The organism is Bradyrhizobium sp. 604_D8_N2_3 (assembly GCF_051810765.1).
Classification (GTDB): Bacteria; Pseudomonadota; Alphaproteobacteria; order Rhizobiales; family Xanthobacteraceae; genus Bradyrhizobium; species Bradyrhizobium barranii.
On sequence record NZ_JBPWPM010000001.1, the window covers coordinates 6,953,990 to 6,971,082 of the forward strand.

The 17,093-nt window shown below is 61.4% G+C and carries 16 protein-coding genes; 9 read left to right on the top strand and 7 right to left on the bottom strand.

All coding sequences use genetic code 11. The features are described 5' to 3' along the window. The first annotated feature begins 64 nt into the window (after positions 1-64). The 3 genes from AB7245_RS33350 to AB7245_RS33360 all read left to right on the top strand — a co-directional run bounded on the left by AB7245_RS33350 (position 65) and on the right by AB7245_RS33360 (position 1,987). Complete coding sequence (locus AB7245_RS33350) at positions 65-325, top strand: hypothetical protein (protein WP_063981794.1); 261 nt, start codon at positions 65-67, stop codon at positions 323-325. Positions 326-1,424: 1,099 nt separating this feature from the next. Then, on the top strand, positions 1,425-1,598 hold the full coding sequence (locus tag AB7245_RS33355; RefSeq protein WP_166343440.1) for a hypothetical protein: 174 nt from the start codon (positions 1,425-1,427) through the stop codon (positions 1,596-1,598). Between the two features lie 8 nt (positions 1,599-1,606). Next, positions 1,607-1,987 (top strand): hypothetical protein, encoded by a 381-nt coding sequence (locus AB7245_RS33360; protein ID WP_231142841.1) that lies wholly within the window; start codon positions 1,607-1,609, stop codon positions 1,985-1,987. A 188-nt stretch (positions 1,988-2,175) separates the two neighbouring features. Here AB7245_RS33360 and tenA read toward each other — a convergent pair whose 3' ends face one another. From tenA to AB7245_RS33385, 5 genes are all read right to left on the bottom strand, one after another. After that, positions 2,176-2,850, bottom strand: a complete 675-nt coding sequence (gene tenA / locus AB7245_RS33365; RefSeq protein ID WP_063986180.1) for a thiaminase II — start codon at positions 2,848-2,850, stop codon at positions 2,176-2,178. Positions 2,851-3,351: 501 nt separating this feature from the next. Beyond that, a complete protein-coding gene (locus tag AB7245_RS33370) occupies positions 3,352-4,212 on the bottom strand; it encodes a carbohydrate ABC transporter permease (RefSeq protein ID WP_231142842.1) in 861 nt (286 codons plus the stop codon). Then, positions 4,209-5,096 (bottom strand): carbohydrate ABC transporter permease, encoded by an 888-nt coding sequence (locus tag AB7245_RS33375; RefSeq protein ID WP_063981792.1) that lies wholly within the window; start codon positions 5,094-5,096, stop codon positions 4,209-4,211. The genes AB7245_RS33370 and AB7245_RS33375 overlap by 4 nt, the downstream gene beginning before the upstream one ends. 65 nt (positions 5,097-5,161) lie before the next feature. Further along, positions 5,162-6,505: an ABC transporter substrate-binding protein gene (locus tag AB7245_RS33380; protein ID WP_439035410.1), complete on the bottom strand. Its 1,344-nt coding sequence runs from the start codon at positions 6,503-6,505 to the stop codon at positions 5,162-5,164. A gap of 113 nt (positions 6,506-6,618) precedes the next feature. After that, positions 6,619-7,656, bottom strand: coding sequence for a LacI family DNA-binding transcriptional regulator (locus tag AB7245_RS33385; RefSeq protein ID WP_231142844.1), 1,038 nt, complete (start codon positions 7,654-7,656; stop codon positions 6,619-6,621). A gap of 132 nt (positions 7,657-7,788) precedes the next feature. On the opposite strand from AB7245_RS33385, the gene AB7245_RS33390 reads away from it, so the two are divergent. From AB7245_RS33390 to AB7245_RS33410, 5 genes are read left to right on the top strand one after another with little or no spacing between them, the layout of a single operon-like run. Next, entirely contained in the window at positions 7,789-8,568 is a 780-nt protein-coding gene (locus AB7245_RS33390; RefSeq protein ID WP_231142847.1) for a glucosamine-6-phosphate deaminase, read from the top strand. After that, entirely contained in the window at positions 8,565-9,713 is a 1,149-nt protein-coding gene (locus AB7245_RS33395) for an N-acetylglucosamine-6-phosphate deacetylase (protein WP_063981789.1), read from the top strand. The genes AB7245_RS33390 and AB7245_RS33395 overlap by 4 nt, the downstream gene beginning before the upstream one ends. A 10-nt stretch (positions 9,714-9,723) precedes the next feature. Continuing rightward, positions 9,724-10,770 (top strand): Gfo/Idh/MocA family protein, encoded by a 1,047-nt coding sequence (locus AB7245_RS33400; RefSeq protein ID WP_063981788.1) that lies wholly within the window; start codon positions 9,724-9,726, stop codon positions 10,768-10,770. After that, positions 10,760-11,800, top strand: a complete 1,041-nt coding sequence (locus AB7245_RS33405; RefSeq protein ID WP_439035411.1) for a Gfo/Idh/MocA family protein — start codon at positions 10,760-10,762, stop codon at positions 11,798-11,800. Before AB7245_RS33400 ends, AB7245_RS33405 begins: the two co-directional genes overlap by 11 nt. Then, on the top strand, positions 11,757-12,071 hold the full coding sequence (locus AB7245_RS33410; RefSeq protein WP_063981786.1) for a hypothetical protein: 315 nt from the start codon (positions 11,757-11,759) through the stop codon (positions 12,069-12,071). The genes AB7245_RS33405 and AB7245_RS33410 overlap by 44 nt, the downstream gene beginning before the upstream one ends. Positions 12,072-12,634: 563 nt before the next feature. Here AB7245_RS33410 and AB7245_RS33415 read toward each other — a convergent pair. Together AB7245_RS33415 and AB7245_RS33420 are read right to left on the bottom strand one after the other, a co-directional pair. Further along, positions 12,635-13,270: a response regulator transcription factor gene (locus AB7245_RS33415; RefSeq protein WP_028152046.1), complete on the bottom strand. Its 636-nt coding sequence runs from the start codon at positions 13,268-13,270 to the stop codon at positions 12,635-12,637. 313 nt (positions 13,271-13,583) lie between these two features. Beyond that, the gene (locus AB7245_RS33420; protein ID WP_354102843.1) at positions 13,584-14,801 is read right to left on the bottom strand and encodes a sensor histidine kinase; all 1,218 of its coding nucleotides are present in this window, start codon (positions 14,799-14,801) and stop codon (positions 13,584-13,586) included. A gap of 560 nt (positions 14,802-15,361) precedes the next feature. Here AB7245_RS33420 and AB7245_RS33425 point away from each other — a divergent pair. Next, entirely contained in the window at positions 15,362-16,960 is a 1,599-nt protein-coding gene (locus AB7245_RS33425; RefSeq protein ID WP_283017315.1) for a DcaP family trimeric outer membrane transporter, read from the top strand. The last annotated feature ends 133 nt before the right edge of the window (positions 16,961-17,093 follow it).

Sequence of the window (17,093 nt, forward strand, 5' to 3'; positions counted from 1 at the left end):
ACAATCACCGCATCTCTCGCAGCGGTGACAGCAATTCGCGCCGACGCTGTCAGGAGGTGCGCTCATGCACCATTATGCCAGCCAACTTGTTGACCTGTTACTGGTGCTTGTCGCCGCGTGGATGGTGCCGGCCACCATCTTTATTATCTACGCCTATTTCGCTCGTCTTAAGAATCCGGTCAGCGAATCGATCTTTGGACGTGTGGTGATCATATCCTTGTTCATCATAACCACGTCGATCTGGCTCCCGATAATTCTGACCGCCATAGTCCTATCACTGATCGGTCATTTGTGGTTCCGCTTCAGGGGACAACTACGCAAATAGCTACATATTGCTAGAGCCGAAAAAGATGGAGTCGAATTAGAGCGGCCCCTCAGAAAACTAAAAAAGGGAAGCGAAGCAATGCCCGCATTTCTCCCTGCTCTGACGATAGCTGCTGTCAATTTTATAACAATCGCCACGGCTGCAGAATGGCGACCGCAGTTTCTCTCAGCGTGCCGAAACGGTTGCGCGCAGCAAGGCGGTTTTTCGACGGACGCTTGCTTGCAGATTTGCATCTGCATGGCGTCAGAGTTGGAAGCGAAGTTTAGTATCGAGACTCTCGGCTCCATTGATCCCCCGAGTGCTGAGCAACTACACCAAACTAACGAAATCAGAATGCTTTGCGTCCGGCGAGTACTAGGACGTTAGAGCTGTTGCCATTGGCACGGTGGTCATCAGCTTGACCCTGACGTAGCTCTCCGTCTTTCCATAGCCGCAAACTTGGCTGCCCCGGCCGTTCGAGGACAATATCGCGCCGACGGCGCATCCGAGTTCTCCCTTGCGAGACCATATCAGCCCTGAGCTCGAAAATGGCCTTTGCGCCTGGTGGATGCGATCGCAAACGGACATGGCGATCCTTCCATTCTCGACCCCGATCGACTGCCTTGGATGCCGAACGAAAGAGGATATCCCAAGAGCTGCAGAACGAACCGCGGTGGAAATAGCCGGCCGCCCAAATGCCTTACTCGGCGAAGCCGCCTACCTACGTTCCCCCAGACGGCATTTCGAGTTTACGGTTTCCCTGGCCTAGCTCCTGCGGGGGGGCACTCTCTCCCTTCGTGAGAAAGGCTGATCGGGAACAGTTCAATAAGATCAATGCATCGCGGCGGTGCATGGCAAAACAGATTTTTTCCGGCCGCCGCGAGATAGGAAACAGGTGGTGATGCGCGGGATGACGAAGGGAGGATCGAGCAGCGGATTATTTAGTCGCCGGGATCCCTAACGCTCGCGACACGCCTTAGTGGGATTATTTCGCACATTGACCGAGGCGACACCGCGAGAGTTGAAATAAAAAGTGAATAGAAGAGCGGGGATATTCCTCAAAGCTGACTTGATCTCTCCCTTCGCTGGCTTTGCGCAACTAATTGATGAGTAAGTAGTGATGACTGATCAGCAATTAGCCTTGGAAGCGATTAGCGACGCGCAACTTATATTGGAAGAATTCCTTCGGCCCCATCCCAAGGATCATGCGCGTATCCTTGAAGAGTTGGTGGAAGTTCTCGAGCGGCCGGCTTTGATCGTTGCTGTAAGTCGATTGCAGCAACACGGCAATTGAGCGCGCCCATGAGCAAACCGCTTCAAGCGTTTTCTTTAACCGTCGGCATTGTTGCGCTCTCATCGCTCGAAATGACCAGCCTGCATGCCAAGCAACAATGCAGCGCCGCAATGCCGCCAAATCCGCAAGGGCAATGGTGGTCCTACCGTATCATCGACGGACGAAAATGCTGGTACGCGGGCAAACCCATGCTGTCGAAAGCATTGCTGGAATGGCCTACAGAGCAGCGTCCCCAACCCGGTTCTCGCGGAGAAGCTACAGGTATCCTCATTGCTAACAAGCCCGGCAATCCTTTGGATGCACAAGCGTTGGCACTGAAAGAGGGCGCTGACACGTTTGAAGAACGATGGCGTGCCAGGATCTCCATCTCCAACACTGGACACGACTGAACAATACTAATGACTTAGCGATCCTGCATCTCGCCTATCGTTGGCGAGGACTTTCGCGCCTGTTCCAGGCCGTGTGCTTCGTTACTCCAGCAATCCCGCGCACTGCGTTCCTCTAGAACAACGCGCCTCCGCAACTCGTGCGCAGCAGCCGTCAAACGAGTCCCTGCAATCAACCGATTGCCGAAGGGCTATTCAACACGCTGGCCCACACGCCAGCCCATTTCCCAGAAGTCCGCCTCAAGCCGAGTGGCTTCCTTGAAGATGGCAATCAGTTCTGCCTCGCGAGCCGGCGTGGCGTAGAGATCGGCGAGATGCTCCAAATGCGCACGCGCATTCGCCGCGACCTCCTGGTATGGCACGCCAGCGTACTCGTCGATCCAAATCCGATAGGAGTTCGTCCTAGCGTCCGCATCGGGTCGCGAGGCGAGCCGCGTTGCGATCTCCGCGTACCCGATCACGCAGGGGGCAAGTGCCACCTTGAGTGCCAGCAGATCGCCGCGCATTCCAGCATCGAGCACGTAGCGTGTGTAGGCCAGCATCTCGACCGCCGGAGGAGTTTGTTCAAGGTCACTCGGGGATAGACCCCAACCGGCACACAGCTTCACATGAAGGCTCATTTCGACATCAAGGATGGCCGACAGGCCGGCCGCAGCTTCACGCATGTCGGCAAGCTTGGGCGACTTGTAGACCGAGAGCGCGTAGGCGCGCGCAAACTCGATGAGGAACAGATAGTCCTGAGCAAGGTAGTGACGAAATGCGGCTTCAGGAAGCGAGCCATCTGCCAATCCGTTCGTGAAGGGATGCTCGGTGTAGGCCCGCCACTCAGCAGATGCTTCTGTCTTTAGACGCTCGAAGAAACTCACGATCCATTCCCGCCTGGCTTGCTTTCCTATGAACTTTTTTACTCACGTCCTATCAACGCGAGCCAAGACGCTGACCTTGGCAGACCGCGGCGACTAGCCGGCAGGATGCGAATGGAATTCGCTTGCCGTCGGTCGCCGGGAATGACTGGCGTTATCACACTATCACCAACAGAACGAAATGCGCGGGAAAATCAACGGAGGCGGCCATTGTCCCGCCGCTCATGGCGATCTAGTTGCAGATTCGAGTCTTGCCGGGCCCACCAATCACGTCAGTATCTTACTTGATCTTCGTTTCCCTCAGCGCGACTACCGTACCAGATACGTGCACTTTTCGTTCAAGTTCGCACATCGCAAATCAGCTTGATGGCGCTAGACCGACTTGGATGATGGCGAATGTAGTCGTCGCCCACTCATCGGTTAGAGATGCTCCGACAGAGCCGCCGATTAAGAGACGGATGATTTGCTAGGAAAATCTACGCCTGTTCCGATGCTGCCATGGCGTCACTCCTTCAAGCCGCTGGAGGCCACGCCACGTACGAAATTTCGACGCATCAGCGAGAAGAACAGTGCGCTCGGAACCAGCGCCAGCGCCGCGGCCGCGCTGAGGCGACCGATGTCCACGGTGAAGCCGGTCTGAAACAAGGCGAGCCCAACCTCGAGCGTATAGGTTTCCTTGTTGGTCATGACGACGAGCGGCCACGCGAAGGCAGTCCAGGCCTGAAAGAACGCCAGCACGGCAAGAGCGCCCAACGGGCCGCGCATCAGCGGCAGCACGATCCGCAGGAAGATCCAGAGCTCCCCCGCGCCATCCACCCGGGCAGCCTCCAGCAGCTCGTCAGGGATCGACGTCATCACATATTGCCGCACCAGGAAGATGCCGAAACTCATGATGAGATAGCCGACCAGGAGCCCGGGCCAGGTGTTCAACAGGCCGGCGGACTGGACGTTGAGATAGAGCGGGATCATGTAGACTTCGAAGGGAACGACCGCCGTCGCGATGATCACGCCGAAGATGACCGGGATCCCCGGTAGATCGAACTTGCCGAGCACATAACCTACGATCGCCGATGTGGAGACGATGCTCGCGGTCGAGAGTGTCGCGAAGATCAGCGAGTTGCCGATCCAGCGAAACAGCGGCGTTTCGCGCAGGACGCTGACGATGTTCTCCAGCGTCGGCTGGTGCGGGATGACGGTCGGCGGCCACGCCAGCAGCTCCGGCGGCGTCTTGAACGCGTTGCTGATCAGGAAGACCAGCGGCAGGAGCATCATCAGGCTGACGACGCCAAGAACGGCGTCGATCACGAGGCCGACGGCACCGTTCTGACCAACGACGGACGGATGCTCGCGTTCGTGCTCGCTCATGCGCGACTCCTGTCGCGGAACAGCCTGAACTGCGCGCTGGTCAAAATGAGGACGATGACGAGCAGTACGACGGCTTCGGCAGCAGCGTAGCCGACCCGGTAGTTACGAAAGCTGTTTTCAAGCATGTCGAGGACGAGGACTCGGACGAGACGCCCCGGCGCACCCTGGACATCCGATGCCAGCACGAAGGCCTGCGCATAGATGTTGTAGGACGAGATCAGCGTGATGACCGACACGTACAGCATGACAGGCTTTAGCAGCGGCACGGCGATGTGACGGAAGGCCTGAAACGACGAGGCGCCGTCGAGGCGCGCGGCCTCGTAGAGCGCCTCCGGGACGTTCTTCAGTCCGACCAGGAAGATCAAGACGGCATAGCCGATCGCCTGCCAGGAGCAGAGAACGATCAGGCACACCAGCGACAGGACAGGGTCGAACAGCCACGACTGGGCCGGAATCCCGACAAGGCCGATCAGGGCGTTGAGCGGTCCGAGCCGGGCGTCGAAAATCCATTTCCAGGCCATCGCGGCCGGAACCAGCGAGACGACGTGCGGCAGGAAGACCGAGGCCTCATAGACGCCGCTGCGCCGCAGCCCCTGCCGGGTGTTGATCAAGGCGGCGAGCGCAAGCGCGACGGGGATGGTGATCGCTACGACGCTAAAGGCGATGATGGTGGTGTTGAAGATCGCTTCGAGAAACAGCGGGTCGCTCGCCAGCTCGACGAAGTTGGCGAAACCGACGAACGGCTTGCGCCGCGAGATGATATTCCACTGGAAGAGGCTGAGCCGCAGCGTCTCGATGATCGGATAGACGCGGATACAGCCATAGAGGCCTAGGACCGGAAGCAACGCCAGAACTGGGAACAGCCATTTCGGCGTGGTGCGCATATATCCTCCGGCAAGCGCCGGTCAGCCGCCGGCGCCTGGATTGAGTGGGTCCTTGTCGATGGAGTCTAGGGTTTGGCCAGCAGGTCTTCCCGGGCCAGGATCTTGTCGCTCTCCTCAGCCGCGGCCTTCAGGAAAGCATCGATCGCGGCGTCGTTGCCGGCCAGCGATTTGTCGGTGAACGCCTTCTCCAGCCGCGCCGCGAGCCGGGTGAGGATTTCGCTGGCAGGGCTGATCGCCGGGACCGTGAAGAAGACGTGGCCGGGCGGCGTGTTGACGAAGGCGTCGAGCTGCGGGATTTTCTTGAGCACGGCGGAGTAGTCGAGGCCTTTGCGGTTCGGGACCCAGGCCGTGTTCTCGAGCAGCCAGAGCAGATTTTCCGGCTCGTTGGCCTTTTGCACGAAATCCCAGGCGATCTGGCTCTTGGGTCCCTTGTTCGGCACGTAGAGATCGACCGGGACCATCAGCGTGCCCTTGGGCAGTGGAGCCGTGGCGTATTTGAGATTGGGCGCCTTCTTGGCGACGTCGCCGATCACCCAGGATTCCCGGATGAACATCGCGGTCTGGCCGAGCTCGAAGGCCTCCGCATCCGCCTTCATCTCGGGCGTCACGGTACGGTAGACCACGACGTTGTCGAGATACTGCTTGAGTGCGGCGCGGCCGGCTGCGTTCGCATAGGCGGCGCGCCATTTTCCGCCCTTCTCCTGCAACAGCGTTCCGCCGTGATTATAGAGGATGGTCCAGTACTTCTCGGCGATGCCCGAGCCGCCGCCGCTGAGACGCAAGCTCCATCCGCTCACCGTCGGCACGCCGGAAGCATCGCGCTGCGCGAGCTTCTGCGCATAAGCGGTGTAGTCGGCCATGGTCTTGGGCGGACCGTCGAGGCCGGCCCTGGCGAACATCTCGGTGTTGTAGAACAGCGCGCCCTGCCCCTGGAATAACGGCACACCGAAGATCTTGCCCTCGTACATGGCGGTCTTCACGCGCGTCATGTCGTAATTGGCTTTGACGAAATCGACGATCGACGCCGGCGGCTCCGGGATGAGGCCGGCCTCGAGATACCGTGCCGCCTCGACCTCCATCTCGATGACGTCCCCGGCCGCGCCTGATGGAAGCGACAGTGCCAACCGCTTCTCGTGCTCGCGGAGCGCAATGGCCTCAACGCTGATTTCGAGATCCGGGTATTTGCTCTTCAGCTGGTCGCCGACGCGCTTGTAGAACGGGGCCAGATCAGGCCACCCGCTCCAGATGGTCAGCTTCTCCGCCGAAGCAGGAGACGCAAACGCCGGCACGGCGACAGCGAGCGCCAGCGACAGCGCGGCCGACATCCATGACCGACGCCCCGAATTCGCCGGGCGAATGTTGTCCTCGGAACACGTGATGTAGCCGAACCTGCCGACGGGTCTCATCATGAGGGTCATTCTCGCAATACGGAATGGGACAAATCCTGCGAAAAAGCTCGCATGCAACCGGTTGCGTGTCAATTGCGATCCGTTGCCGCTTTCGAAGGCCTTTGATGAAATCGTCAGCGGCCTCGCCGCTTCGCTGGCGCCGGCCCGGTCGAGGCGCGAATGACGAGATGGGAATTCAGCTTGTGGCGAATCTCGCCCGACACGCCGCCATTCATCTGGCTGAGCAACAGGCCGACCGCGACATCGCCGGCGTCGGCGCAGCGCGCCGACACGGTGGTGAGCGGCGGATAGGTTGTTTCGCCGAGGACGTCGTCACAGCCGACGACACTGAACGATTTGGGCACCTCGACACCGAGCGCAGCTAACCCTGCCATCAGGCCTTGAGCGACAAGGTCGTCGAACGCGATCGCCGCGGTGACGCCGCTGGCGACGATCTGGGTGGCCGCCAGCCGGCCGGTGTCGTAGGAGGGTGGACGCGCGGGCACGGCGATCACCTTGAGCCCGCGCTTCTCCGCCTCGCGCCGGACGGCATTGCGCCGTTGCTGGTTCGACCACGACGTCGTGGGGCCGCTGACATAGGCGATGTGCCGGTGCCCCAGCTCGGCCAGATGTGCGATCGCAGCCGCCACACCCGGCGCGGTGTCGATCAGGACCCGCGTAATGCCTTCGATATCGCGATTGATGAGCACCAGCGGCCGGCGCGTCGCATGACGGCGGATATGCTCCTCGTCCAGGCGCGACGAGGCGAGGACCAGCCCCTCCACCTGGCCGATGAAGCGGCCGACCAGCAACTCCTCACGCACGGGATCCTCGTCCGAATTGCCGAGGAAGACGCACAGCCCGGCCTGGTCGGCGCGCAGTTGCGCCGCCCTGATCAGCGGTGGAAAGAACGGGTTCGCGACATCCGAGACGATGAGCGCGACGTTGCCGTGGCGTCCGGTCGAAAGCGCACGCGCGACCTGGTTCGGCACATAACCGAGCTTGCCCGCGACTTCCTTGACGCGCCGGACGGTCTCCTCGGTCAGCATCTCCGGCCGCGAGAAGGCGCGCGATACGGTGGCACGCGAAACCCCGGAGGCCTTCGCGACCTGACTGATCGTCGGCACGACCGATGGACGTCCCTCCCCGCCGCTATCGGAATCGCGTTTCACCGCAGGCCGCCTCCTCTGCATCGCCTTCACCTAGACATGCCCCGGCCGGGCCCGGGGCGCAAGCTTGACATGCAACCGGTTGCATCACATTCTCTCCGCTCGAGGGTAAAGTGCAGGCCCGGCAGACCATGGATGAGCATGACGGCTTCGGTGACTCCCTCAATCGCGACGTTTAAGACGCGGGATGCGATGGGCCGGGCGGCCGCCGCGGACGTCGCTGCGGCGCTCCGCGACCACCTCGGACGGCAGAGCAACGTGCGGATGATCTTCGCGGCGGCACCGAGCCAGGCGGAGATGCTGGATGCCCTTGCTCGCGAGCGCGATATCGACTGGCGGCGCGTCACAGCCTTCCACATGGACGAATATCTCGGACTTCCCGCGGATGCGCCGGAGCGCTTCGGGGCTTGGCTGACGCGTCACTTGTTCTCGCGCATCGCTTTCGGCGCGGTTCACCTGATCGGGCAGGAGCCGGATCCGGAGCGGGAAGCAGCACGCTATGCGGCCCTTCTCGGCGAAGCCCCGATCGACATCATCTGCCTCGGAATCGGCGTGAACGGTCACCTCGCCTTCAATGACCCGCCGGTCGCCGATCTGCACGACACCAAGTCGGTCAAGATCGTCGAGCTCGACGCAGTGTGCCGGCAGCAGCAGGTTGACGATGAGTGCTTCCCGACGCTCGGAGATGTTCCGGCACATGCAATCACGCTGACGATTCCCCGGCTCCTGGATGCCGACCGGCTGTTTTGCGTCGTGCCCGGCGCGTCCAAACGCGCCGCCGTCGAACGATCGCTATATGGTCCGATCGGGACCGAGTGCCCGGCGAGCGCGCTCCGCACGCACCCACGTTGCGCGCTGTATCTCGACCAGGATTCCACGCCGCCGCAGCTCTCACTGACACCGGTACGCGCATGACAGATCCGGCAACGCGCGTTTCGGGCCGCGATCCGGAGACCGGACAGAATCGCACCATCGTCATTCAGGACGGCCGGATCACGGACATCGTTCCCGGCGGTGACGATGACGGGCTGTGGCTGTCGCTCGGCCTGTTCGATCTGCAATTGAACGGCTTTGCAGGCTACGATCTCAATGGCCGCCCTGATCTCCGGACGGTCCGCGATCTCGTCACGGCCGTCCACAACAGCGGGGTGTCGCGTTTTGCCCCTACGCTCATCACGGCATCGCATAATGCGATCATCGATGCATTGCGCGCCATAGCGCAGGCGCGTGATAGCGATCCGTTTCTCAAGCACGCAATGCCCTTCGTGCATGTTGAAGGCCCGCACATCGCGCCAGAAGATGGTCCGCGCGGTGCGCATCCGGCCGAACATGTCAGGCCGCCGAGCCTCGGCGAGTTCGATGCGTGGCAGGCGGCCTGCGGAAACCTCGTCGGCCTCGTGACGTTGTCGCCGCATTGGCCGGAAACGGACGCCTATGTGCGCGGCCTTCATGCGCGCGGCGTCCGTGTTGCCCTCGGCCATACAAACGCCGCACCGGATCAGATCTCCGCCGCCGTCGCGGCGGGCGCAATGTTGTCGACGCATCTTGGCAATGGCATCGCCGCCACGCTGCCACGACATCCCAACCCGATCTGGTCGCAACTGGCGGAGGACAGGCTATGGGCGAGCTTCATCGCCGATGGCCATCACCTTCCCCCCGAGACCTTCAAGTCCATGCTGCGCGCAAAGGGGCTGGAGCGAGCGATCCTGGTGTCCGATGCCGCCGCGCTCGCGGGTTGCACACCCGGAGTCTACGACGCGCCGATCGGCGGCAAGGTCGAGTTGAAGGCGAACGGCCGGCTGGAAGTCGTCGGCACATCATTTCTGGCGGGCGCAGCCGTCAGCCTCGTGTTCGGAATAGCCACGGCAAGACGCATGGCCGGATTGACCCTGGCAGAGGCGCTGAGGCTCGCAACTGTCAATCCGCGTATCCCGTTCAACCTTCCTGCGCTGACGGTGGGAGCGCCGGCCGATCTGCTGCGCTTCCGTCTCGGCGAGGATGAATCTCTCGTGCCCGAGACGGTCTATGTCGCGGGCCGACCCTATCGTTGCAACTCTTGAGGACTGAGACATGAACCGGCTTCGCATCGGGTTGATCGGTCCGGGAGCGATCGGCGAAACACACGCGCGGGCAATACGGGCGCTCGACGAGACCGTCTTGTCCGCGATCGCCGGCGGCACGCCTGAGCAGATTGCTGCGTGCATGAATGGCGAGGACGTTCCGGCATTCGCGACCACCGAGGCGATGCTGGCGAATGCCGGGATCGACGCGGTCGTGGTCTGCACCCCGAGCGGCGCGCATCATGACGTCGCGCTTGCTGCGATCGAGGCGGGGCGGCACGTGCTGGTCGAGAAGCCGCTCTGCGTCGATCCGGCCGAGGCTGCGTCCCTGGTCCGCGCCGCCGAGCGCTCGCAACTGACGTGCGGTGTGGTTTCGCAGCGCCGTCTCGAACCGCAGCACCAGGCGATCAAGGCTCTGCTCGACGCGGGTCATCTTGGACAGCCGCGCCTGATCGAGGCGGCGATCCATTGGTACCGCTCCGACGCCTACTATGCGGAGAAGCCGTGGCGCAGCGAAGCGGAGCATGGCGGCGGCTCGGTGTTCAATCAGGGTGTTCACAATCTCGACCTGATGCTCTGGCTGTTCGGAGCCGTCGATAGCGTTCAAGGCAAGACGACGACGCTCGGACACGCACACGCCGTCGAGGACACGACGGCGGCGCTGCTGTCTTTCGCATCCGGCGCGCTCGGCGTGATCGTGACGAGTACGGCGCTGCCTCCGGGACGGCCGGCCATGCTTCGATTGTTCACGGACCGCGGCAGTTGCGAGCTCGCAAACGACAGCATCGTGCGCTGGGATTTTCCCGGCATTGCGGAGCCGCCAAGTGCGGCCGGGGTTGGCAGTGCCGCCAGCGATCCCAAGGCCATCGGGATCGGCGGACATATCGCCCAATGGCGCGACTTCGTTCGCGCCGTCCGGGAGCAACGGCCGCCTGCGAGCACGTTCAGGGATGGATTCGAAGCTGCGAGACTGGTTGACGCCATCTATCGCTCAGCTGCCGAAGGTCGCGCCGTCAGCCCCAATGAGATCGCAGCGGAGGCCATTCATGCCAGCTAGCTCCGAGATGCTCGACATCGCCATCATCGGCGCAGCCCACCCGCATGTCGAATACGTGCTGTCAGAGATCGCTGTCAGAACCGACGTCAGGGTCGTGGCCGTCGCCGATCATGACCCAGCGCGGCGCACCGAGCTCGAACGACGTACCAAGACGCCCGGCTACGCCGACCCGAATGCGCTTCTGGATGCGCATCGGGTTCGGGCCGCAGCAGTCTTCACCGAATTCGGTCTTCGCGCGCCAATCGTCGTCGAACTTTTACGCCGCGGCATCTTCGCGATCGCCGACAAGCCCATGGCTGTGACCCTGGCCCAGCTTGCGCTTATCGAGGAGACGCTCGCCGGGCGCAATTTGCTCACTCTTCTGCTCGAGAAGCGGTTTTATCCGGTCACGCTCGCACTCCGATCCGTGATCGACAGCGGCCAACTTGGAGACATTGTATCCATCACTGCAACCGGGCCGCACAAGCTGGTCCCAAGCCGACGTCCAGCGTGGATGTTCGAACCATCAACTTATGGCGGCATCCTCGCTGACCTCACGGTCCACGATATTGATCTGGCCCTTTGGTTGACGGGATACACCAGCGGCACAATCAGCGGCTGGATTTCGTCGACCCCGGCTGCCGGCACGACGAACTTTCCCGCGCTGGGGCGTGCTATTCTCGCCTGCGATGGCGGACCGGAATCGCGATCGAAGTTGACTGGATCCAGCCCGAAGCATCGCCACGGCACGGCGACTACGCCATGCGGATCTCCGGGACAAAGGGTCGTGCTGACGTTCTGTTCGCGGAAAATCGACTGCTCGTCGAGACGGCGACGAGACCCCGGCGCGAAATCGACCTGCCCGTGGGCGCCTCGCCCGCCAGCTTCGTCTTTGATCATCTCGCCCGCGGCGAGACCTTGCAGATTGCGGCCAACGAGGCCCTGCGCGCCACGCGTATCGCAATACTTGCTCAGGAGAGCGCGGCCAACGGCGGAAAACCCATGCGATGGGGTTAACCAATGGCGAGCTGCTGCTCGCAGTGTTCGATGAGACTGGCGAGACCTTATTCCCGGAGCTGATGGCCGAGCTCGACGAAATCAAGCAGACGACCGTGTGCGGCTTGGTCTTTCGACGCGACCATTCGCACCGGAGGTCACCTACCCTGCTGCCCTGGATCACAGCCAAGCAGGATCTTCGCTACCTGCGCGGGGTCGTGAAAAAGATCGTCCGTGCAGTCGATCTCCGTGAAGAGCTGTCCTTTACATCATTCCGCCACGGCGGCTTTTACCGAGGGAGCCGACAGCGATCTGACGGACGCTGAACTCAAGCCGCCGGCCGCCATCGCCCGTCGCGGCAGTTGCCGACCTAGGCAAAGCGCACACGGAAACAGCTAATTTCCGGCACGAAGAAACGGCGAGAAGAAAGAACAAAGACAGCCGGTTTGTCGGAATAGCCACGGCGCGTCTGTCGGAATGACGATCGTAACAAACCCCTAAGCTATTGAAAAGCTTGGTGGGCGCACCAGGGCTCGAACCTGGGACCCGCTGATTAAGAGTCGGCCGCGGTTTCAATGACTTGCCGGTCGCATCCCAAGCTTATGCGGCTGAAAATGGGCGTCCGTCGGACGATCATAATCCGTCATTGCGCTGCCGGTCAGCCAGGTGTGCCGAGCTCGACGTTGTATCGTCGAATTCGGGAGATCAACGTCGTGCTTTCGAGCCTCGGGCCGCTGGAAGGAAATGCCCGGATGCTCCTGGAGCGGGTCTGCCCAAGTCCGGACCTTGACAGCACCGCTGTCGCTCCAGCGAAAATCGCGGCGTTTCCAACGGGAGAACGCGTTGTCGCTGATCGCTAGCGAGGCGGCGACTCGCATTGAAAGCTCCATCAAGGATTGACGAGCTTCCTGCGAACGGCGTAGCGGACGAGCTCGGCCGTCGATGACATTCTGAGCTTGCGCATCGCTGACGCGCGGTGGGTCTCGACGGTCTTTACGCTCAGCTTCAGGATGACGCCGATCGACTTGTTGGTGTGTCCCTCTGCAATAAGCTGGACAACGCCCTGCTCGCGCGCGGTGAGCAGCATGTCGGACGTATTTTGCTTGCCGGCCTGGTATTCGTGGAGCAACTTCTCCAACAGAACGCCCGTGAAGTAAGGTCTGCCATCGAGCAAGGCCTCGATCGCGAAGATCAGGTGCCTACTGGCGTCCGATTTGAACAGGAAGCCGCGAACGCCAGCCAGGATGGCTTCAGTCAGCAATTCCTCATTCTCGTGCATCGTCAGGATCAATACTTCGGTGCGCAGGTGCATCGACTTGAGGCGGCGGCTGACCTCAAGTCCGTTCATCAGCGGCATCGAATAGTCGGCTATCACGACGTCCGGACGCGTCTCCACCGCCACGGCCACAGCCTGCTCGCCGTTGGTCGCCTCTCCGCTGACGATCCAGTCTGAGCGGGTCTCAACGATCGCTCGGAGCCCGGAACGTACGACTTCATGATCATCCGCAATCACGATGCGTTTCACGGCGTCGTTCCCGTATGCGGGCCCAGAACCTGTCGGGCAATGGATGGAGATTTCCAGCAGTCAAGTGTGCCAATCTACCGATTATCCTTCAATGGGTTATCCTGCAAAACCCTGATATCTCCGGGCGGATGTACCAAACATCGGCGTTTCCAATCAGACATCGACGGGTCTTGCCCGCGCGCAGCCCAAATCGGACCGCTACACGATCATCGTCGATCAGCCTTCATTTCGTGGAGGGAACTCCGGGAACCGACGGACAGAGACTGCCTGCCCTCGGGGTCCCTGATCTCCGTCATTCCGTGCACACGCTGGCTTATGATTTCAGTGACGCGCGCCGGCTGCGCCTTTTGGTCATGAGACCATGCGGGAACACCGCGCACAGCGTCGTGCCGGTGTGTCGCGGTGCAGGATTGGACCGGATCTCGAACGTGCCCCCAAGCTGCTTAAGTCTCGCTCTCATGGCGGGAATGCCGACACCGGACGATATCGCACCGTTGCCACGTTTTGTGTGATCGACCGGAAAACCGCGCCCGTTGTCGCTGATCGTCAGATGGAAGTGACCCTCGATTGCCTCGACGCCGATTCTGACCTCCGTCGCCTTCGCGTGGCGGAATATGTTCGTGAGCGCCTCCTGAACGACCCGCAGCACCGAGAGCTGGCTCGCGTAAGGTAGCTGATCGACGGCGGTGGGAATCCTCGTGCTCACCCGCAACGACGTACGTGCACCAAACCCCAAGGCATGCTGCTCGATCGTCGCCTTGAGTCCCCGGTCCGTCAGATCCTGGGGGTGGAGCAGATAGGTCAGAGAGCGGATTTCCTTGAGTGCCGCGTCGATCGACGCGTCGATATCATCGCAAAGCCGCTCGACGCCGCGCGGGTTATCGAGGCAAGTGCGGACACGCATCACACCAAGACTGGCGGCAACCAGCTCCTGGCACGTCGAATCATGAAGCTCCGATGCGATCCGCTGGTGGATGTCCTCGCGGATGGACATCAGGCTGACGTCCCCGTGAAGGAAAGCAGCCTCTTCAGTCACACAGTCGAGCCCCTCCTTGTGGAGTAACCGATGACCGCCAATCAACCGGGCCGCATTGCCGGCCATGGGATGGAGGATCGGAACAACGGTTGTCTCGACATCCCGCAGCAAGCCACCGAGCATCAGACTGTGCTGGATTTTGGTCTCGGCTCCTTCCGCAAGACATGCCTGGAGTATTTCACAGAGACGCTCGGCGTCTTCCTTGGCAAGACATTCGAAGACGTCCAGCTCTCGGACCTCCTGCTGCGACATTCCAAGGAGAGCCTCGAAGGCCTGATTGATTGCCTCGTACACGAAGCGCCCGCCACGTGAGGGGCGGACCGCGAAAAGGAGCTCTTCGGAGTGTGTCCAATATGAGCGATCGCCAGTTGCGTCCTGGCCAATCAGGTGATCGTCGATAAAGGGACGCGCCGGCTCGCAAGCAGGAGAACTGTGTGGCTTCACGGTACGCACCCAACTTTCCGGGTCGTTTTCGAGGTCGAACTCAACGCTCAATCTCGAAGCTCCCCCTCTCCAGTCGTCCCAACATCGATCACTGGACTACAGGAAACGCCCTAGGGGAGAGACCGGATTATACGCTCGATCTTACCCTCAGCCAGCAGGTTGTATTTTCCGAGGACCAAAACCTCGCATGGCTGACATGAATTCCGGCATGTGACTGTGCAGTTCGTGCCACGCAAATATGGCGGCGACACCCAAGACGCGACGATACAGGATGCAGCGCACAGTGGTGGGATTGTGAGCCATTTCGATTTCACGCACCCGTCCCTATCCTGAGATCGCTTTCTGCGCTGCAGGATGATGTTGAGCCGACCGAGCGCGATGCAACTGCGCTGCGGTACAACCGAAATGGCACAATCTCGCCGAAAATTTCGACCTTCGATGGAGCCGGCTTGCGATCGCTGAAATCAAGCGCAAAACTCGATGTGCCCCGAACGTGCCAACAGGAGGCTTGCGTGCGAACATTCCGAGCGCTTTGCGGCGTTGCATCAATCGCAATATTTGCCGGTCCGGCTTTGGCGCAGACACCCGCCAGTCAGGAGCAGAAACCTTCCATGGAAGAGTTGATGCGCCGTCTCGATGCGCTGCAAGCCCGCGCAACAGAAGGTGACAAGCTGATCAGCGCGCTGCGCCATCGCGTCGACGAACTCGAAACGCGCGATAAGCATTCGAAGTCCCAAGCCGCCACCGCACGTCGTGACATCGTCGCACCGACCGCCGGGCAAAAGCCGCCTGCGATTCCGGTTGCGTCGACTGAGCCGCGAATGACTGCGAGTGCTGCGGTCCCTCCACAAGCCGCGGCGGCGCCCATTCCGGGCCTGCGTCCGCCCGAACCGATGGGCAGTCAGTTCGACGGCGAAGGCGAGGACGCGCTGCGTTCCGATCTCCCGGGTTTGTCCTTGCGCATCCCGGGTTCGCAGTCCGAGGTGCGATTCTACGGTTTCGCGAACGTCAATGGCTACCACGACTTCAATGGCCGCAATCAGTCCGATGCGCCGACAGTGCAAACCATTCCGCTTTCCGGAAGCCCCGCCGACATCCAGGGAGGCGATACCGGATTGTCCGCCCGGTTCAGCCGCATCGGTATGGATACGCGCACGGCGACCGCCTGGGGCACTCTCGAAACCCGCTTTGAAGGCGACTTCGGCGGGGGCACGGCAGCCTCACCCAATGCGGTCTTTCGGCTCCGCCAGGCCTGGGGCGAGGTCGGCAGCGAACAGTTTCGTGTCCTGGTCGGCTGGGCGAACAGCCTGTGGAACGAGGGCGTCTATGAAACCGTGAACTTCTCGACCAATCTCAACCAGTCATTCGTGCGCCAGGCGCAGGTTCGGGCGACCGCGACATTGGCTCCGGGATTGACCGGGCACGTTTCGATCGAGATGCCGGATACGCAGTACACGTCCGCGGCAGGCGTATTCACGCAGATCAGCACCCCGGCTGGCTTTGGTGGATTGAGCCCGTCATTTGCCTCCGTGCCCGATCTACTCGGCCGGCTCGAATACCGGAACGATGGCCTGGGCCTCGACCTGCGCGGCCTGCTGCGCGATCTCACCATCCGCACGGCTGGTACGGCGGCGGCGCCGCCAGCGGTCGAGCGCAATACCGCCGGTTGGGGTGTCGCAGGTAGCGGTCGCTTCCCAATGCGATGGCTGTCACCAGCTTTCGGTCCGGACGAGCTGGTTGGCATGGCCTATTACGGCCAAGGCATCGGGCGCTATTTCGGCGCCAATACCTTCGGCCAGGATGCGCTGTCCAACATCGGCCTGCCCGGCGTTGTCGATCCCAGCCTCGACGCCCTGCCGACCTATGGCGCGAGCGCAGGCTACCGCCGCTTCTGGACACCGCAATTACGCAGCAATTTCGTCTACTCCTACGCATGGCAGCAATATCCGTCCTATGCGCAATTGTTCGTGCCAGGATCTGCCTCGGCGACGTCGTTGAACAGCACCATGCAGCAGGGGATCGTCAATTTGATCTGGAGCCCGTTCGCCGAGCTTCGTGGCAACAGCGTCGGGACCGGATGGCTCGACGTCGGTCTTGAATATGTCTACTCCCATCGGGACGTGTACGGCGGCACCGCAGCAACAGCCCCGGTCAGCACCGGCTCTGGTACCGCCAATCGCATCCTTGGCTCGGCCACTGTGCGGTTTTGAAGACAGTCTTGTTGCTTCGCAGGCAGACATGGAAGCCTTGCTGACACAGACGTTCGTTCGGGTCGGTAATTGCCCCGGAACAATCTAGGCGCATTCGGTATTCAGCCGGATTTTGATGCGCCTTATTGATTGT

Coding starts and splice junctions, on each gene's coding strand:
- AB7245_RS33350 (WP_063981794.1), top strand. CDS start 65: ATGCACCATTATGCCAGCCAACTTGTTGACCTGTTACTGGTGCTTGTC.
- AB7245_RS33355 (WP_166343440.1), top strand. CDS start 1,425: ATGACTGATCAGCAATTAGCCTTGGAAGCGATTAGCGACGCGCAACTT.
- AB7245_RS33360 (WP_231142841.1), top strand. CDS start 1,607: ATGAGCAAACCGCTTCAAGCGTTTTCTTTAACCGTCGGCATTGTTGCG.
- AB7245_RS33370 (WP_231142842.1), bottom strand. CDS start 4,212: ATGAGCGAGCACGAACGCGAGCATCCGTCCGTCGTTGGTCAGAACGGT.
- AB7245_RS33375 (WP_063981792.1), bottom strand. CDS start 5,096: ATGCGCACCACGCCGAAATGGCTGTTCCCAGTTCTGGCGTTGCTTCCG.
- AB7245_RS33380 (WP_439035410.1), bottom strand. CDS start 6,505: ATGATGAGACCCGTCGGCAGGTTCGGCTACATCACGTGTTCCGAGGAC.
- AB7245_RS33390 (WP_231142847.1), top strand. CDS start 7,789: ATGAGCATGACGGCTTCGGTGACTCCCTCAATCGCGACGTTTAAGACG.
- AB7245_RS33395 (WP_063981789.1), top strand. CDS start 8,565: ATGACAGATCCGGCAACGCGCGTTTCGGGCCGCGATCCGGAGACCGGA.
- AB7245_RS33400 (WP_063981788.1), top strand. CDS start 9,724: ATGAACCGGCTTCGCATCGGGTTGATCGGTCCGGGAGCGATCGGCGAA.
- AB7245_RS33405 (WP_439035411.1), top strand. CDS start 10,760: ATGCCAGCTAGCTCCGAGATGCTCGACATCGCCATCATCGGCGCAGCC.
- AB7245_RS33410 (WP_063981786.1), top strand. CDS start 11,757: ATGGGGTTAACCAATGGCGAGCTGCTGCTCGCAGTGTTCGATGAGACT.
- AB7245_RS33425 (WP_283017315.1), top strand. CDS start 15,362: ATGGAAGAGTTGATGCGCCGTCTCGATGCGCTGCAAGCCCGCGCAACA.